We start from the raw sequence: 17332 nt of genomic DNA on the forward strand, positions 1-17332 counted from the left end.
AGCGTCTAGCACGCCATACTTATAAAGCAATTAACCGATGAAAGCCCGTTATCAAAAATATAATTCGAAGCGGAAAATTCTCGATGCCGATAAAGCAGACACTGAACGTCTAGCTCAATTGGTGCGCGTCGTTTCGTATGGAGGGAATCCAGAACACAAGAAAAACCCGGGAGATTTTGGATTGACCCCTCCAGCAGATCCTCGTCAAGGAAAATCCTTATGCGATGTGGCGAATGTTTTTACTCGTGGAATAGCGCTAGAGCTGCTCAGGAATGGCATACGCAATGGCCTTGTCAGTAATAGGGAGGAAGGAGGATGGCCAAAAAATATCTGGTCTGTTACGGAGTCTGGTATCCCGCTAGAGGCTCAACTGGAAAACTCAAAAATCGGTAGCTACCACGGTTATCCTATGCCTGGTAGCGATCCTCTCTCGTCTGAGGTGCTTTCCCGCTGGAAAGATCATGGCTAACATAAACTTTTCGATTGATTGGTTATCTTCGGGAGGCGGTGAACCAGCCTTTCGCGACACATCGGCGCAGTTGGCGATACATTTAAACGAAACTTGCCTGACGCGCAATGAGGACATATGGTCGAAAACTGTGCGCGATACGGTATTGGTTTCGACATATCCATTGGCGTTGTGGTTTGCTTCTTCCTGGTGGCGGTTGAACTTTGAGCCACTACCTCAACCAGGGATCAGGCCATCGTTGGATTGGCGCATGGCGCATGAGTTAGGAGCTGCCAATCATGGTTTCGTATGGCCAAGAATTCTTTTCGCTCCCGATGGTGAAATGGTAAATATTTGGGCTGAACGAGTCCCCTTGGAAGGACAGTCAATCCAATATCTTTATGGTCTAGATGCGCCTCGGGCAGTCAAAATGCATGATTTTCAACATCAAGTCCACGGTTTCATTGAAACAGTTCTGAACAGGCTACAGGCGGTTGGTTGCGAGCGAACCGATTTGGCGGCGCTTTGGTCGTTCGTGCAAGAAGACAGGGAAAACCCTCTGTCCAAGCGAATCCGCATCTTGGAGGCACAAATGGGGTTCGATCCAGATGAGTGTCCAAAGGAAATCATTTCAGAAGCACTACGTATCCAAGATGAGACCGGCATTACTGCCATGTCAGAACTTGCTCCAATTTTCGGACGGCGGGCTGACGGAACCGCACTCGGAGAAATTGCCAATCTTGCTTTAAAAGATGGGCTGCGAGGACGGCCGCAGGTATCAGGCGAAGATATAAAAATAAATCCATCCTCGGTCGCACCATGGCAACGGGGCGTTGATGCTGCCAGGGAGGTGCGTAAGCTATTGAACAATAAAGAAAACCCTATCGACAATAACTGTTTGTTTGAACTTCTGGGTATTACTGCGGTCCAAGTCGATGCTTGGGAAGGCCCTTTCAAAAATATAGTGGCGGTTGCCAAACCGGAAGAAGGCGGAAATCTGAATTTCATTCCCCGCAAAAAGCATCCGACTGCCAAGCGCTTTGAGTTTGTTCGCTTTCTCGCAGATATCATGGAGCGGCCCAAAGATAACCGTGATTGGCTGGTATCTTCGGATATTGCGACAGCCAGACAGAAATACCAGAGGGCATTCGCCGCTGAATTTCTTTGCCCTATTGATTCACTCGTTGACTTCATCGAAGGAGACTATTCAGAGTCATCCTTTGAAGATGCGGCAATTCATTTCGGCGTCAGCGAGAAGACAGTCGAATCGTTATTAGCGAACAATGGCTACCTGGAAATTTCGTCGGGGGAGCCCCATATGCCATACCGATTGGCAGCGTGAATCTTCCCCCTATCTAATCACGTCGGGTCCGGCGTCGTAAACAAGACCGGGGAAATATAAATATCACCCGGGACCGAGGCCATACTTGCGCATGTCCTAATCAATGCGGCTCCAGACGCCTGCGTTGTGCGTAAAACTGCCATACTGGACATGGGCGGTACAAATACTGTATATTTAAACAGTATATGTAGTTCGAGGCGTTTATTTCTGTTCTCGACCTTGCTGTGCCAGAGCGCTCTTTCCTTTGGCGCGCTCTCAGCTTTCCGTTCACCTATTCGCCTGACATAGATCTTGTATACACCTCCGGTCCTGCCGCCCTATGTCGAGCTGCATTGCCTGACCAACTACACCTTCCTGCGCGGCGCTTCGCACCCCGAGGAATTGGTCGAGCGCGCCGCCCAGCTGGGCTATGCCGCCATCGCCATCACCGACGAGTGCTCCGTGGCCGGCGTGGTGCGCGCGCATGTCGAGGCCAAGAAGCTGAAGCTGCCGCTTTTGATCGGGTCCAGCTTCACCTTGCGCAATGCCGACGGCAAGCCCGCGGTGACGCTGGTGGCGCTGGCCCAGACCAGGCGCGGCTATGGCAATCTGTGCGAACTCATCACCCTGGGAAGGCGCCGCGCCGCCAAAGGCGAATACCGGCTGGCGCCAGGCGACCTCGACAAACCCGGCGAGCCGGGCCTCGGCCATCTGCGGGGCCTGCCAGAATGCGTCGTGCTGCTGGCGCCTGAATATGGCGCGCCCTTCGAGCGGCTGCTGTCGCAGGCCGAATGGGCGGCCGCGACGTTTCCAGGCCGGTGCTGGATGTCGCTGACGCTGCTGCACCGCGGCCAGGACGAGCGCCACAAGGCCGCCGTCCTGGCCGCCGCGCGGCATGCGGGCATGCCTGTCGTGGCCACCGGCCAGGTCGAGATGCATGTGCGCTCCCGCAAACCCCTGCACGACACGCTGGCCGCCGTGCGTTTGCGCACTTGCGTGCAGGACTGCGGCTTCGAGCGCGCCTCGAACGCCGAGCAGCATCTGCGGGCCCGGCTGCGCCTGGCCAATCTCTACCCCCGTGAAACGCTCGAAGAAACCCTGGAAGTCGCCACGCAATGCCCTTTCAATCTGGACGAGCTGAAATACGAATACCCCGATGAAATCTGCCCCGATGGGCTGTCGCCCGCGGTCTATCTGCGCCAGGAAACCTATATCGGCGCGCAGGGGCGTTTTCCCGGGGGCATACCGCCGAATGTGCGGGAACAGATCGAGCACGAGCTGGCATTGATCGCCGAACTGGAGTACGAGCCCTACTTCCTCACCGTATACGATATCGTGAAATTCGCCCGCGGCCGCCGCATACTCTGCCAAGGCCGGGGCTCGGCGGCCAACAGCGCCGTGTGCTATTGCCTGGGCATCACGGAAGTCGACCCGGCGCGCGGCAACAGCCTTTTCGAGCGCTTCATCAGCAGGGAACGCAACGAGCCGCCGGACATCGATGTGGATTTCGAGCACCAGCGGCGCGAGGAAGTCATCCAGTACATCTACGAAAAATACGGCCGCGACCGCGCCGCGCTCACGGCCGTGGTCATCACCTACCGGGTCAAGAGCACGCTGCGCGATACCGGCAAGGCGCTGGGCATCGATCCCATCATCATCGAAGCGGTGGCCAAGTCCTACCATTACTGGGACGGCCGGGCCAACCTGGCCGCGCGCCTGGCCGAGTGCGGCCTGGACCCGCAATCCTCCACAGCCCGGCAATGGGTGCTGCTGGCGGAACGGCTGCTGGGCTTCCCGCGCCACCTCTCGCAGCACCCAGGCGGCTTCGTGATTTCGCGCGGGCCGCTGTGCCGCCTGGTGCCCATAGAAAACGCCGCCATGGCGGATCGCAGCGTGGTCCAGTGGGACAAGGACGACCTGGATGCCGTGGGCCTGCTGAAAATCGATGTCCTGGCCCTGGGCATGCTGAGCGTCATCCGGCGGGCGCTGGACCATGTTTCCGAGCGGCGCCGGCAACCCTTCACAATGCAGGACATTCCCGCCGAAGACGGGGAGACCTACGACATGATCTGCGCGGCCGACACCATAGGCACTTTCCAGATCGAATCGCGCGCGCAGATGAGCATGCTGCCGCGCATGCGTCCGCGGGAATTCTATGACCTGGTCATCGAGGTGGCCATCGTCCGCCCCGGGCCCATTCAGGGCGGCATGGTGCATCCCTACCTGCGGCGCCGCCAGAAACTGGAGAAGGTCACCTATCCCCACGACGACATACGCAAGGCGCTGGAGCGGACCCTGGGCGTGCCCATCTTCCAGGAACAGGTGATGCAGGTCGCCATGCTGGCCGCGGGCTTCACCGCGGGCGAGGCCGATGAACTGCGCCGCTCCATGGCTGCCTGGAAGCGCAAGGGCGGGCTGGGAAAATTCTACGACAAGATCATCAACGGCATGACCAGCCGCGGCTACGACAGGGAATTCGCCGAACAGATCTTCAGGCAGATCCAGGGTTTCGGTGAATATGGCTTTCCGGAAAGCCACGCCGCCAGCTTCGCCCTGCTGGCCTACGCCAGTTGCTGGCTCAAGCGCCACGAGCCCGAAGCCTTCCTGGCCGCGCTGCTCAACAGCCAGCCCATGGGCTTTTATTCGCCCTCCGTGCTGGTGCAGGATGCGCGCCGCCACGGCGTGGCCGTGCGCCCCGCCGATGTCACCATAAGCAATTGGGACGCGCGTCTGGAACCTGTGGACGGCCAGCGCCCCGCCCTGCGGCTGGGCCTGAGCCAGATCAAAGGCATGCAGCAGGAAAGCGCCGAGCGCATCGAGCAGGCGCGCGGCTTGCGGCCCTTTGCCGGCGTGGCCGACCTGGCCAGGCGCGCCAGCCTGACGCGCCACGATATGAATGCGCTGGCGGCGGGCAACGCCTTGCAGGCCCTGGCGGGCCATCGCCGCGCGGCATTGTGGGAAGCCGTGGTCAGCACGCCGGAACGCGGCCTGCTTCAGAAAGCCGATATCCACGAGTCCGATACGCCCGAATTGGCCGCTTTGACCGAGGGCCAGGCGCTGGTGGCCGATTACCGCTCGCTGGGCCTGACGCTGGGCCGGCATCCGGTGGCGCTATTGCGCGACAAACTCACGGCCCTGCGCTTCTCGTCATCGGCGCAGTTGCGCGCGTACGAGCAGCGCCCCATGGTGCGCGCCTGCGGCATCGTCACCGGGCGCCAGCGTCCCGGCACGTCCAAAGGCGTGATCTTCGTCACGCTGGAAGACGAGTCCGGCCAGATCAACCTGATCGTGCGCCCCCACATCGCCGAGCGCCAGCGGCGGGAACTCCTGACCTCGCGCCTGCTGGGCGCCTACGGCGCCTGGCAATCCCAAAGCGGCGTGCAGCATCTTATCGTCGGCCACCTGGTCGACCTGACCCCCTTGCTGGGCGCCCTGGCGACGAAAAGCAGGGATTTTCATTGAGATGCCAAAAACAGCTTCAATGGCTGATCGAGGTAGGGGATGAATCCAGAGCGTTGATAGAAACGCGCGACAGCTCCAGCATCGGTCTTGCCAGGATCGAATTTTTTGGCACCGAGCGGCAGCGGGCTGGGCCAGCAGGCGCTCACTGCCCTCCCACGTTGGAGGGACGGGCATAAACTATGTGGCTAGCGTTACCCAGATCCATACCGAGTCCGCCCCTAAATGCGACCTGTGCGATGGGTGGGTGTATGCCCGGTTCAGTGCTACCGCCGCCATGATCCATGCGGCAGTTCGACGTCACGTTCCGCCTTTGCTAACGCGTCGACCAGGCCGGCTCGATCCAGCGGAATGCAATAGGCGGGCTTTGCGCGCTCGAAACGCCAGCTATCCTCAAGCAAGCCGGCGTCGACCGTATCGAATCCAAATTCTTCTTGAAGTTCAGTCACGACTCGCTTCGCCTCAACGTCATCGCCGGCGATGGGGAGTGCCCGTCGCGAACCCGCCCCCGACAGGGGAGCGGGCGTTTCGAGATCGGCGGCCAGGATCGCGTTGAAAGCCTTCACGACCTTCGACGCCGCGAAGTGCCTCGCCACCATGGCGCTGGTGGTGGTCTGGTGCAGATCGAGGGCGGCGATCCGGCCATCGCGATCCGGGTAGTAGTTGTTGGTATCGATGACGATCCTGTCCGCCAAAGGCGCCGGATCGATCTTGAACAGGCTGACGAACGGAACGGTGACGACCGTGACCGTACCGAATCTGCCGGCCTCCTGCGCCGTTCCTGTCGAACAACCGATTTCCCTGGCGATATCGGTCAGTGTCTCCGGGCCGCGGGAGTTGCTGATTTTCACCTCGTGCCCCTTGCCCACCGCAAGCCGGGCGATTGCCTGGCCTATATGCCCTGCTCCAATAATCCCGATCTTCATCACAATTCTCCTATTCTTCTGAACCACAATCCTAGACGACCTTGAGGCCGATAGCTCCGGGCAGGATGGCTGCCAGCAACCCTCTGAAGCGACTCAAGCGCGGCTCAATGTCGCGTCCGAGCGCCGTAGGAATCCCCTTTTTTTTCCGGTATCAGGCCGGGGAGCATCAGCGAGAGGCAGGGGAGGATGTCAATTGCCAAGGTGGCGCAGGCATCCACCTTTCCTTCAAGAAATCAATAAATACTCTGGTCTTAGCAGGGAGATACCGACCGGGCATGTGAACCAAATACAAGGCATCGCCGAGGGAACCGGATATCGTGTAATCGGACAGCACCCGACGCAGATCGCCGGACGCTATATCGCGCGCAATAGCAAAATCGGGAAGCAAGGCTATCCCCATACCATTCAGCGCCAAATCGCGCACCGCTTCGCTGTTATTCACTGATAGCAGATTAGTGACTTCAACTTGATGGCGCACTTGATCCTTGACCATGCTCCACATCGTTCGATGGTTGCGGAATCCATAGAACAGGCAATTATGCTGCGCGAGGTCCAGGGGAACGCGCACTGGCGGCCCCTTCTCAAGCACATGTTCGGTCGCTACCAGCGAATAGGAGAGTTCACATACCCGTTGCGCAGAAAGGCTCAAAGGCGGCGCGTCACATAGTCGAAGCAATAGGTCATAGCCCTCTTCCACCAGATCGACGTAGCGATCAAGCAAGCATAAATCAATTCCGAGCTGAGGATAAAGTGCCGAAAATTCGGCAAGCAATGGCGTGACATGCAGACGGCCAAATGCTACCGAAGTACTGATGGTCAAAACCCCGGAAGGCTGAATCAGGAATTGTTCGGCATCGGCCTGGACTCCGTCGATTTCCTGGACGATCCTCACGGCCCGCTCGTATATCGCTACCCCGACGTCTGTGAGACTGATATGCCGGGTGCTTCGATTCAATAGCCGAAGCCCCATGCTCGATTCGAGATCACGTAATTGGCGGCTCGTCACCGCCTTGTCCTGGCCCAATGCGCGGGCGGCAGCTGATATCCCGCCAGACTCTACGATTTTCGCAAAGGTGATCAACCAGCGTGCGGCGTTGACAGTACGTGGAGAAGTCATTGTTGCGCTCAGGCCAACAGGAGTTTGACAAATGAAGAACTACTGCTTACGCGCCGATTAAACCACAATGACTATCAGATATTCACAAATCGTTATTAATTTAGGAGATACAACGCCATGTCTACCACCACACTGGCACCATCTGCTTCATATCAACGTTTTTTCTGGCCGGCGTTGTTTATCCTGATGTGGAGCTCAGGCTATGTCGCCGGCAAAATTGGCCTGCCTTATGCAGGACCCTTCACCCTGATTTTTATCCGCTTCGCAAGTGCTGCGATTATCCTGCTCGCGGTGACTTTAGCCACCCAAGCGCCGTGGCCTACCAAACCGATGGTATATGTGCATTTGGCTGTCGTCGGCCTGCTGGTCCAAGCTTTGCAGTTCTCGGGCCTGTATTTGGGATTGAGTCTGGGCGTATCTGCGGGCGTCTCGGCTTTGGTCGTCGGCATGATGCCAATCTTCACGGCGATAGGCGCCATCGCATTCTTGAACGAGCGGGTCACCAGCAAGCAGGTTCTTGGCCTCATGATCGGACTCTTCGGTGTCACCATCGTGGTACTCGACAAGATCGGCGTTGGCCAAGCTCAATGGGCCGGGTATGCCGCCGTCCTGGTCGCCTTGCTTGGAATCAGCGCGGGCACGCTTTATCAGAAGAAGTTCGTCACGAACATCGATCTGCGAACCGCCGGCTTCATTCAGTTGACTATCGCAAGCCTTGCTGTCGCCCCGATTGCCATCGGCAGTGAACATCTGGCAATCATATGGACGCCAGAGCTGATCGGCGCCTCCGTCTGGCTCAGTCTGGTCAATTCGATAGGCGCAGTCAGCGTCCTCTTTCTTCTGATGCGCCGCGGCGAAGCCACCAAGGTCGCCGGGCTGTTTTATCTGATTCCATCGGCTACGGCAATCATGGGATATGTCGTTCTAGGCGAAACGCTCACCGCCCTCCAGCTCTTTGGCTTCTTCATTTCGGCGACAGGGGTGTATCTCACGACGCGTCGCTAGTGTGGCAACGCGACGAGATCGTTGATAACCGAACTCGCGCGGAAAAATCTTGATTCGTTCATAACTATTAGGGAGATGACCATGCAAATATCGTACGAAACAAAAGCTAGCGACTCGAAGATCTTCAGCATTTTCGACAAGTCGTGGCGCGATGAGAATCTGGACTGGCAGCCTTACTCTTCAGATGGGCGCAGCAATGTCGATATCGTTCGACTCTATGACGATCGCCGCAATGGTGTGGGCCCTGCTGGTGCTCTTCTGCGCTATGCCCCCGGGGCCAGTGTGCCCGCTCATTTACATCCTGGGACTGAGCTTATCCTTGTCTTGGAGGGCGAACTCATCAACGACGCGGGTGTGCACCCTGCTGGCACATTAGAGATATGCGCTGTGGGAAGCATCCATACCCTCTCGTCCAAAAAGGGTTGCATTTTTCTTGTGATCTGGGAGCAGCCAGTCCAGCGACTTGACGAGTAAGGGAGGCGTCATGAAAATTATTACTGCCGAACAAGCTGCAGCATTGGTGCAAGACCGATGGATGATGACCATCGGAGGTTTTGGGCATTGCGGATCTCCTGAAGCATTACTCGGTGCGTTGGAGCGGCGTTTTCTGAATCACGGCTCTCCCCGGGCGCTATCGATGATATTCGCTTCTGGCGCTGGCGATCGTGCATCGAAAGGGATAAACCGACTCGCGCACGAAGGATTGCTTTCGACAATCATCGGCGGATTCTGGTCGCTCGCTCCCCGGCTGGGCGAGATGGTACGCGACAATCAAATCCATGCGTACAACTGGCCCCAGGGCGTTGTTAGCCATATGTATCGCGCAATTGCGGGGGGACTACCCGGTGTCATTACAACAGTCGGACTTGGAACGTTTATAGAGCCACGCCTTGGCGGCGGCCGCCTCAACAAGAAAACCACTGACGACAGAATTGATCTCATCGAAGTTGATGGCAGCAATTTCCTGCTCTATAAAGCGCCGAGGCTGGACTGCGCGCTGCTTAGAGGAACCACAGCAGACAATAGCGGCAACGTAACGTTAGAAAAAGAGGCGAGCTTTCAAGATGTATTAGCCCAAGCGCAGGCAGTAAAAAATTCGGGTGGCATTGTTATCGTGCAAGTCCAAGACCTGGTTGCCGATGGCCATCTCAATCCTCAAGCCGTTAAGATTCCTGGCGTCCTAGTCGACTATGTAGTGTTGGCGGCCCCAGAGCAGCATTGGCAAACTTATGGGGAGCAGTTCAATGCTTCCTATTGCGGGATTCAGAACAAGGGTGAGCCTCTGGTCCACGCAGACCTTCCCCAGGGCGCCAGGCGCATCATTGCACGACGCGCCATATTGGAACTACTGCGACACACCAAATTGCGGAGAACCGAGCAGCCGCTTCTCGTAAATCTGGGTATTGGCATCCCTGAAAGTATTGCGGCGGTTGCCGAACGCAGCGGACTGCTTGGCCAAGGCTTTGTGTTCAGCGTGGAATCTGGTGCCATCGGTGGCTACCCAGCAGGTGGCAATTCTTTTGGGGCGATGGCAAATCCTCAAGCCATTTTGAATCAGGCCGAGCTTTTCGATTTCTATAATGGCGGGGGAATCGACATTGCCTTTCTCGGCTTTGGGGAAATCGACAGAAACTGTCGTATCAATGTCTCTGGATTAGGCAATCGGATCAATGGTGTAGGTGGATTCGTCAATATATCTCAGGCAGCAAAACAACTGATCTTCTGCGGAACGTTTACAGCTTCTGGTCTGAAAGTGTCATACAACGAAGGTGACGGCCTGCAAATTGAGACTGAAGGCAAAATTCGAAAGATTGTCGAGAAAGTCAGTCAAATCTGCTACGACCCAAATGGGCAGGCCCGTTGTCGTGCGGCCCTGCTGATTACGGAACGTGCTGTATTTAAAATCCATCGACACTATCTAGAAATAATCGAACTGGCGCCTGGCTGCACCTTGGCCCGGGATATTATTCCTCACATAGATATAGAAATTGCTGTCAACAAGCAATTACAGCCTATGCCCACTGAGGCCTTCAGCGATGCGTCCCTAGCACAGCTATTCAAGCATCGCACTTTCAAGACCTTCAAAAAGGCGGCATAAGTTTTCATGTTTTTTTATCCAAGACGGTACCAAAAATCCTCAGTTATCCTTTTAGCCACGTCGGCTCTCAGGAAGTGTAGCGATCCGTCCATACACTCAAGGAGAAGCAACCATGATATTCGGAAAAAAAACCTTGGCCATTGTTGGAGGAGGCTCGATCGCCACCTCTGTGCTCCGGCAGCTATTGGATGAAATCATGAAGTCCGATAAGCGCTGCATTACTGACGTTATCGTTTTTGATCCCAACAATAAAGTAGGCGCTGGCATGGCCTATCAACTTGATAGTCCATCGAATCTTTTGAACACACGCGCCGGTACCATGTCGCCCATCGATGATGAGCCGGATCATTTTGTCAAATGGCTCAAGGCAAATCCCGCCAAGTGGGAGAGCCACTTTCCTAAGATACACATTTCAGAAGCCGCATTTCTGCCCCGCGGGCTCTTTGGCCTCTACCTTGATGATCTATTCCTTGAATCGGTCGAACGGCTTAATTCGATGGATGTTTCTGTACAACATGTAGAAATAGAAATCCGCGGAATGCGGCCAACTGCAGCGGGCTATGAATTGCAAGCGGGATCATTGAGCTATTTTGCTGACGCTGTTGTTTTAGCCATTGGCAACCTGCATTCAGGGGAATGGGATCATCTTGTGCAAGAATCGGGATATTTCAATTCGCCCTATCCATGCACTGACCTTGTAAATACAATCTCCCCGACGGAAACGGTTTGCATCCTTGGCACAGGCCTAAGCGCAATTGACGCCGTCGTATCTCTTGCAGATTCTGGCCATAGAGGAAAGTTGATTATGGCTTCAAGAGGAGGTCGCCTTCCAAGTGTTCGAGGTATCCATAACTCGAATTATTCACCGGGGAAGCTCTCGCGCGACGCGATTAAGGACTTGCTCCATAGCGGCAATCAGAGTTTCAGTCTTACTCAGCTGTATACGCTTTTGATGGAAGAGATTGTTGCCGCTGACGGTTTACCATTTGATATCGACAGTATCCTGCGACCCCAAACCGGACCGCATCGATATCTCGATATCGAAGTGCAGGATGCGACCTCTAGCAACCGTGCGTGGCAATCGGTTCTGTATGGACTCAATGAGTCCATTGATCTTATTTGGCACCACCTGAATGATGCGGATAAAGCTCGTTTCGAGAAAGGCTTCAAAAGCCAATGGCTCGCCTACAGAGTTTCATTCCCTGTTGATAACGCGTTGAAGCTTCAGGAACTGATTCATTGCGATCAGCTTTCAGTATTCGGCGGAACTAAGCGATCATGGCGAGATGAAGCTTCGAATTCATTTGCGACCAGCATCGATGATCATCGCCTCGGTTTTAGAGCGACTTTATACAGCGACTCTCTCGTCAATGGCACTGGATTCACAGCCGATGCTGCCAAATGCAAGTCTAAGCTTGTTCGACAAATCCTTGATTCCGGCCTTGCTGCACCACACCCGTACGGAGGGATCGTCGTAGACTTCCATTCCAATGAACTTCGTACGCAAGCAGGCACACTGCTGCCAAATGTTTACGCGGTCGGTGCGCTAACTGCCGGTACTCACTTCTGGACCAATGCTATGAACGTCAATGCACGCCTCGCCCATCAAGTGGTAAAGAACTTGACCCAGCGGGCAGATCGCGAGCCACGTAGTTCTTTTCTTACTCGGCTGCCACAAGCGGCATAACAAACCAAATTCCCCACGCCGTCAAGACGTGACGAGCCGCACGAGAGGACAGAGCCGGCGCCACGGTAAGATGCAGGCGTCGTAAACCGTCTGGATGACCCGGTGATCACCGTCGCGGCGCCTGCGCTGAGCACTGACATACCGGTGGATCTGGACCGCCTGCTGTGATCGGCGTAGCCTTGGCGCATCGTGATTGCGCTTGACGTAGCCTAGGTGTTGGAAGGCCTTGACGTCACGTTCGTGCGCTCATCGACTCGTTCGGCAGCACTCTCGAACGGCCGGAGGCGTTGGATCTAAAGTGCCGCCCAGGTCCGCTAGGCTACATAGGATCTAGACGTTTTGGCTACGTCTCTGCCTGCAAGTCAATATCAAGAAGCCTTTGCCCTTGCTCACAATCAAATTACCCCACCCTTTTTCACGGCGCGACACGGCTCCATCCAGACTCGTGCCTACTGGGCGCCCTGGCGACGAAAAGCAGGGATTTTCATTGATAGGCAGCCCGGGACTTCTCAATCTCTATTGCGGCAATCATTGACAGAGGGACTTAGCTGTCGGAGCATTGGTGTGGAGACTGCTATCCACGCTGCAGGCAATGGCAAATCTCGCCGCCTTGGATATATTGACTCAGCCCCGCGTATTGGCGAAATTCGGCATTGCCATAACATCCGCTGATGTTGCCAGGCGTTTTGCTTAGGGGTAGAAGGTCCCGGCTCAATCCGTTTCCTTATTCACCAGTGCCTTGAGCCGGGCGGCGGTCAGCGTGCCGCTGATCGCCGCCCGGCTACCGTCGGCGCGAATCACCAAGGTGCGTGGCGTCTCACCCCCCCAGCGTGGATCAATCAGGTAATTCAAGCGCTGGGGCGACTCGTCGGCATACGCGCGGGCTGGAATGCTTTCGGCGCGCGCGGAGCTCAGCCGTTTGATGATCGCATCGCGCTGCTCGATATCATCGGTGCTGACGGTGACGGCCTGAACGTCGGGATCGCTGGCGCTTAGCGCCGCCAGCTCGCGCAGATTGGCCTCGCAGTAGGCACAATACAGCGCCCATAGCGCGATGACGCGCACCCCATGGGCGGGCGGCTTCAGCAAAGCCGGCACGTCCCCGGCGGCCAAGGGTTCCAGCGGCGCAGCAGCCGCCGGAAAAGCCATCAATAGTGAAATGAGCAGAAGAAATAATTTCATCATTGTGCAGACTCGCTTGTCGATACCAGACGAAAGCCGCTGGCGGTATCCCACGCCACGAAGGCGCGATTTTTATTGTTCAACAGCAATTGCGGGGAACCCGCAGCCGAATCGCTGCGGGCCATTTCACGGGCGGCATTAAAATGGACGCCGCCATCGGCGGACTCGCGCAGCATGAGTTTTATGCCCTCGGCGTCCACTTGATTCCAGGCGATCCATACTTGCCGGCCCGCCGCCGCGACATCAGCGTGCGCCGCGCCAAGCTGCGCGATCGCCAGCAGATGCCGCGGCGGCTGCCCCGGCTCCAGCTGCCCATACCAGATGGTTGGCATATTGTCCTTGGCGGAAAACCACAGGGCATGGCGTATGCCGTCAGCCCCGACGGCCAAACCCGGCCCTTGATGCGGGCATGCTTCAACATGCCACTGCGTGTAGGTGGCGCGGGCCGGCTCGTCCACGATGGAACCATTCCGCAACAGGGCATAGGTATGGTCGCGGATATCGCCGGGATAATCGGAGCGCCAGATGGCGGCGATAGCGTCGTCCGGCGCCCGCGACAATGCGATGCGGCAACACTCGCAGCTATGATCGGCCAACTTGTGTTCCGGGCCAAAGCTTGCCCCATGATCATTCGACCACGCATAGTAGACCGCCGTGCCAAGATAGTCTTTCCCCTGCGACTTGGCCGCTTCGAAATCGCGCCGATCGATCCAGGAAATCAGGACGCGCCCCTTGGCATCGACCGCCAAGGCCTCAAGCCGGTGTGTGATCTCGGCGCTATCGCGATGCACCCTGATTGGTTCGGAAAAATGCTTGCCGCCGTCCAGCGAACGAGCGAAAAGCACGCGCCCCGTATAGGGTTTGGGCAGCGACTCGATCCAGCTGATGTAGATTTCCCCTTTTTCGCCAAGCGCGATTTTGGGCCTATCTTCCCCCATGGTAAGAATCGGCGACGCCTTGGCGTTGACCACGGCCGGCGCGCTCAGTGTGCGACCGAGATCGTCCGAATGACGCAGCAACACGTGGTCCCCGCTGGCGCTGACCACCCATAGACGCCCATCGGCTCCGAACGCGGCGCTGGTGGCCACCGCCGATTTCATGCTGTGATGGCTCATTTGCATACCCGCATGGGCAAAGAGACTCCATGGCATGGCAACAAGGGCCAGAAACAATAATAGACGTGATAATTTACTCATTTTCATACCTTTACAGTGAATATCATCGACGGCTCCTTCTCATTCACAAGCAATATGGCCGCTTGTCGAGAGGATAGGATCGAATGGCCTGCTCACATCCGCAGTCGGGCTTCGGCATATAAGGTGCGCCCCGGATAAGGGTGGTACACGAAATACCGCTGGTCAAAGAGGTTGTCCACGCCCACGCTCACCTCGCTGTAGCGGTTCACCTTGTAGGTAAACTTTGCATCCGCGACGGTGTAGGTGCTGGTCCCGCCGAATACGTTGGGATTGGTGTCGTCGTTGGTGAGCGTGTTGTACTGGCGCCCGGAATAGCGAACGCCAGCCGTGACCGATGCGCGCTCGCCAATGTGGTAGGTGCCAACCAGATTGGCGCGCCACAGCGGAACGCGGTAGAAATATTTGCCGACCGTAGCGGGATTTTGGGAATTTGCCCGGATTCTGGACTGTGTGTAGGCCACGTTCGCCATCACATCCAGCCCCTGGACACCGACGTCCTGCCCCTGGTAACTGAGCTCGGCCCCGCGGGAACGGACCTTATCGATATTCTGGAAGTTCGTGACGTTTGGGATTACCGTCGTATCGGTCTGGCTGAAGATCGTATTTTTGACATCATCCTGAAACAGCGAGAGCCGGAACAAGCCATTCCAATGCGCCCACTCGGCAGTCAACTCCTTGGATAAGCCGTTTTCAGCTTGCAGGTCCGGATTGTTGTTGATGATCGACGAGCCATTGATCTGGCCTTGAAAGAGTTCGCCGGCGGTCGGAAAGCGATAAGCCCGGCCAACCGACGCGCGCAGCGTCAGGTCGTCGGTGGCTTCAAACGACAACGACGCTTTCGGCGAGACGTGCTGCTGGGCTACGCTGGCGTAGGGCAGGCGCACGGCCCCCAGCGCCTGCGACCCGTCATATGCGTGCCAGTCCTCATAGCGCAGACCGTACACGAATTTCCAGCGCGGCAGGAATTTCCACGCATCTTGCGCATAAAACGCCTGGGTGCGAGTTCTGCCGGCGAACGCATTGGCAAGCGAGGAGCCCTGCCCCTCCTTCCATTGGAGCGTGCCAAAAGTCGTGTTATTTACGAAATAGGTGTCGAAGTGATAGCCGAGTGTCAGCCAGTGCGCGGCAAGCCCGGGCGCGGGCCTTGCCGGCGTGTAGGTGGCTTTCAGATCGAGCGTCTTCCAGCCCGTGCCGTCGCCAAAGGTGGCCAAGCCCGGCCCATTGCCAGGTCCACCCGCATTGGCCGTGCGCGCCACGCTGTTGCCAACGCTGTAGTAGGATGCAAGGGCTTCGCCATTCCATCCCGTGGCGCGACGGGTTTTCAGCGACAGGCCATATAGCCAGTTTTCGCTCTCGCCGCGGCTTGGCGCGAGCGCCGAGGCCGGAATCGCGTAATGGTAGCCGCCGATATTGACATTGCCGCTGTAGACCGGATTGCCGTCGGCGTCGCGCAGGAAGGTGGACGTTTCGCTGCTGTAGCGCTGATGCCAGTAGCCCAGCGTGGCACCGGCTTGAAGGGTCGGCGTGAAATCATATTGCAGCTTGAGCTTGAACTGGTCCTGAATCGTGTGTTGAATCCCTCCACCGTTCACGCCCAGCACGGCTGTCGGCACATTGGTCTGGTTGTCATAGAAGTGCGCCCCCGTCACCGGCGTGTCGGTCGCGTTGGCGGGCGTGCCCGATTGCGCCAATGTGGCGAACTGCATCGGCTGGCTGGTGTTCTCCAGATGATTGACCCCCAGCAGATACGAGAGCTTGCCGACCTTGTCGCCGATCGAGGCGGATTGCTCGCTGCCGTTGAAACTGCGATCGACCCCGAACAGGCTGAAGTGCTGGGTAAATGCCTTGACGTCCGCGTGGGCCTCGAATTCGTCTGGCATGCGCGTGGTGATCAGCACGGTCGCGCCCAGCGAATTTCCAGGATAGAGCGCTGAGAACGGCCCATAGGCGACGTCCACGCGTTCGATATCGTCGGGAAACACCATCGACCAGCTTGGCGGGAATGAATAGCCATTCCCCAGCAAATTGCTCAGCAACAAGCCATCGGCATAGACCAGGCCGCGTGCGCTCTGTATGTTGTTTGTGCCGCGTACGGCGATGGTCGAGTTCAAGTCGCCGATGAAACGTTTGCGCACCGCCAGGTTCGGCAGGTATTTGAGCGTATCTTCGGTATTGACGACGTTCCAGTTCTGGAACTGTTCGCGCGTGACCGACTCGGTGGATGCCGGGCTATTCGGATCGGTGGCGGGCCGCGAGCCGCCAGAGGCCGTGACGGTAATCGCGGGCAGCACCATTGAAGTTGCGGGATCGGCGGCGTGGGCCAATGCGGGAGCGAGCATGAAGGGCAAGAGGCGAACCCAGGCCTGTGTGGCCGTTCGGCTCGCGCGCGCGGGTGCGCCGCGTGGAGCAGAGTGATACATAGTAATTCCGGACGATGTCGAGACGAGTCAGTGCGTCCAGGCTGGGCGCGTTGACTGATGGCAGCAGATCGATCAGGAAAGAAGGGGCGGACCGCGTGGACGGCCGGATGGAAATGCGCCCGTGGGTGTAAAACGTATGCCGAGAGGCGTGACGAGTGTCGTCAGCAGAAGTGGCGTTACGGTTGGCTGAGGAGGTGGAACTGAAAGGAGAACCGCATTGTGTTCAAGCAGATCGCAGTAGCCGCAGGCGCTCAGCAGATCGGTTCGCGCATCATGATGCTCGCCGACATGAATGCGCTCTACGAGAACGGTATGCTGCCCATCCGGCCCACTCGCGCTCAAGCAGATGGGCAGTACCAGATCCTGCGACGCATGGACGAGATGGCTGACAGTGGGCGCAAGCACGACCAGCCACATGGCAAACAAGCCAAGCCATGCTGTCAGACGTTTATGCGCTCTCGGGGTCATAATGC

13 protein-coding genes are annotated in these 17332 nt (G+C 57.2%); 7 read left to right on the forward strand and 6 right to left on the reverse strand.

Going from position 1 to position 17332, the window contains the following annotated elements; translation table 11 throughout:
• Positions 1-37: 37 nt before the first annotated feature.
• The 3 genes from BUB23_RS01465 (at position 38) to BUB23_RS01475 (ending at position 5231) form a co-directional block, all read left to right on the forward strand.
• A complete protein-coding gene (locus tag BUB23_RS01465) occupies positions 38-469 on the forward strand; it encodes a hypothetical protein (protein WP_073101262.1) in 432 nt (143 codons plus the stop codon).
• Entirely contained in the window at positions 462-1790 is a 1329-nt protein-coding gene (locus BUB23_RS01470; RefSeq protein WP_073101264.1) for an ImmA/IrrE family metallo-endopeptidase, read from the forward strand. The genes BUB23_RS01465 and BUB23_RS01470 overlap by 8 nt, the downstream gene beginning before the upstream one ends.
• A gap of 291 nt (positions 1791-2081) precedes the next feature.
• A complete protein-coding gene (locus BUB23_RS01475) occupies positions 2082-5231 on the forward strand; it encodes an error-prone DNA polymerase (protein WP_084135623.1) in 3150 nt (1049 codons plus the stop codon).
• Between the two features lie 263 nt (positions 5232-5494).
• Here the strand turns inward: BUB23_RS01475 and BUB23_RS01480 are convergent, their stop codons facing one another.
• On the reverse strand, positions 5495-6154 hold the full coding sequence (locus BUB23_RS01480) for an NADPH-dependent F420 reductase (protein WP_073101268.1): 660 nt from the start codon (positions 6152-6154) through the stop codon (positions 5495-5497).
• Positions 6155-6320: 166 nt separating this feature from the next.
• The gene (locus BUB23_RS01485; RefSeq protein WP_073101270.1) at positions 6321-7271 is read right to left on the reverse strand and encodes a LysR family transcriptional regulator; all 951 of its coding nucleotides are present in this window, start codon (positions 7269-7271) and stop codon (positions 6321-6323) included.
• 117 nt (positions 7272-7388) lie between these two features.
• Here BUB23_RS01485 and BUB23_RS01490 point away from each other — a divergent pair, with 117 nt between their 5' ends.
• From BUB23_RS01490 to BUB23_RS01505, 4 genes are all read left to right on the forward strand, one after another.
• A complete protein-coding gene (locus BUB23_RS01490) occupies positions 7389-8276 on the forward strand; it encodes a DMT family transporter (RefSeq protein ID WP_073101272.1) in 888 nt (295 codons plus the stop codon).
• A gap of 81 nt (positions 8277-8357) precedes the next feature.
• Positions 8358-8750 (forward strand): cupin domain-containing protein, encoded by a 393-nt coding sequence (locus BUB23_RS01495; RefSeq protein WP_073101626.1) that lies wholly within the window; start codon positions 8358-8360, stop codon positions 8748-8750.
• 10 nt (positions 8751-8760) lie between these two features.
• Entirely contained in the window at positions 8761-10374 is a 1614-nt protein-coding gene (locus tag BUB23_RS01500) for an acyl CoA:acetate/3-ketoacid CoA transferase (protein ID WP_073101274.1), read from the forward strand.
• Between the two features lie 112 nt (positions 10375-10486).
• On the forward strand, positions 10487-12061 hold the full coding sequence (locus BUB23_RS01505; protein WP_073101276.1) for an FAD/NAD(P)-binding protein: 1575 nt from the start codon (positions 10487-10489) through the stop codon (positions 12059-12061).
• A gap of 711 nt (positions 12062-12772) precedes the next feature.
• Here BUB23_RS01505 and BUB23_RS01510 read toward each other — a convergent pair.
• The 4 genes from BUB23_RS01510 to BUB23_RS01525 all read right to left on the reverse strand — a co-directional run bounded on the left by BUB23_RS01510 (position 12773) and on the right by BUB23_RS01525 (position 17327).
• On the reverse strand, positions 12773-13246 hold the full coding sequence (locus BUB23_RS01510) for a TlpA family protein disulfide reductase (RefSeq protein ID WP_218598822.1): 474 nt from the start codon (positions 13244-13246) through the stop codon (positions 12773-12775).
• Positions 13243-14358, reverse strand: coding sequence for a sialidase family protein (locus BUB23_RS01515; protein ID WP_218598824.1), 1116 nt, complete (start codon positions 14356-14358; stop codon positions 13243-13245). Before BUB23_RS01515 ends, BUB23_RS01510 begins: the two co-directional genes overlap by 4 nt.
• 173 nt (positions 14359-14531) lie before the next feature.
• Positions 14532-16778 carry a TonB-dependent receptor gene (locus BUB23_RS01520; RefSeq protein ID WP_073101628.1) on the reverse strand — a complete coding sequence of 749 codons (2247 nt, stop codon included), beginning with the start codon at positions 16776-16778 and terminating at the stop codon, positions 14532-14534.
• Between the two features lie 153 nt (positions 16779-16931).
• Positions 16932-17327 (reverse strand): DUF2946 family protein, encoded by a 396-nt coding sequence (locus tag BUB23_RS01525; RefSeq protein WP_073101629.1) that lies wholly within the window; start codon positions 17325-17327, stop codon positions 16932-16934.
• Between the last annotated feature and the right edge of the window lie 5 nt (positions 17328-17332).

This window comes from Pollutimonas bauzanensis, from assembly GCF_900129885.1.
GTDB lineage: Bacteria > Pseudomonadota > Gammaproteobacteria > Burkholderiales > Burkholderiaceae_B > Pollutimonas > Pollutimonas bauzanensis.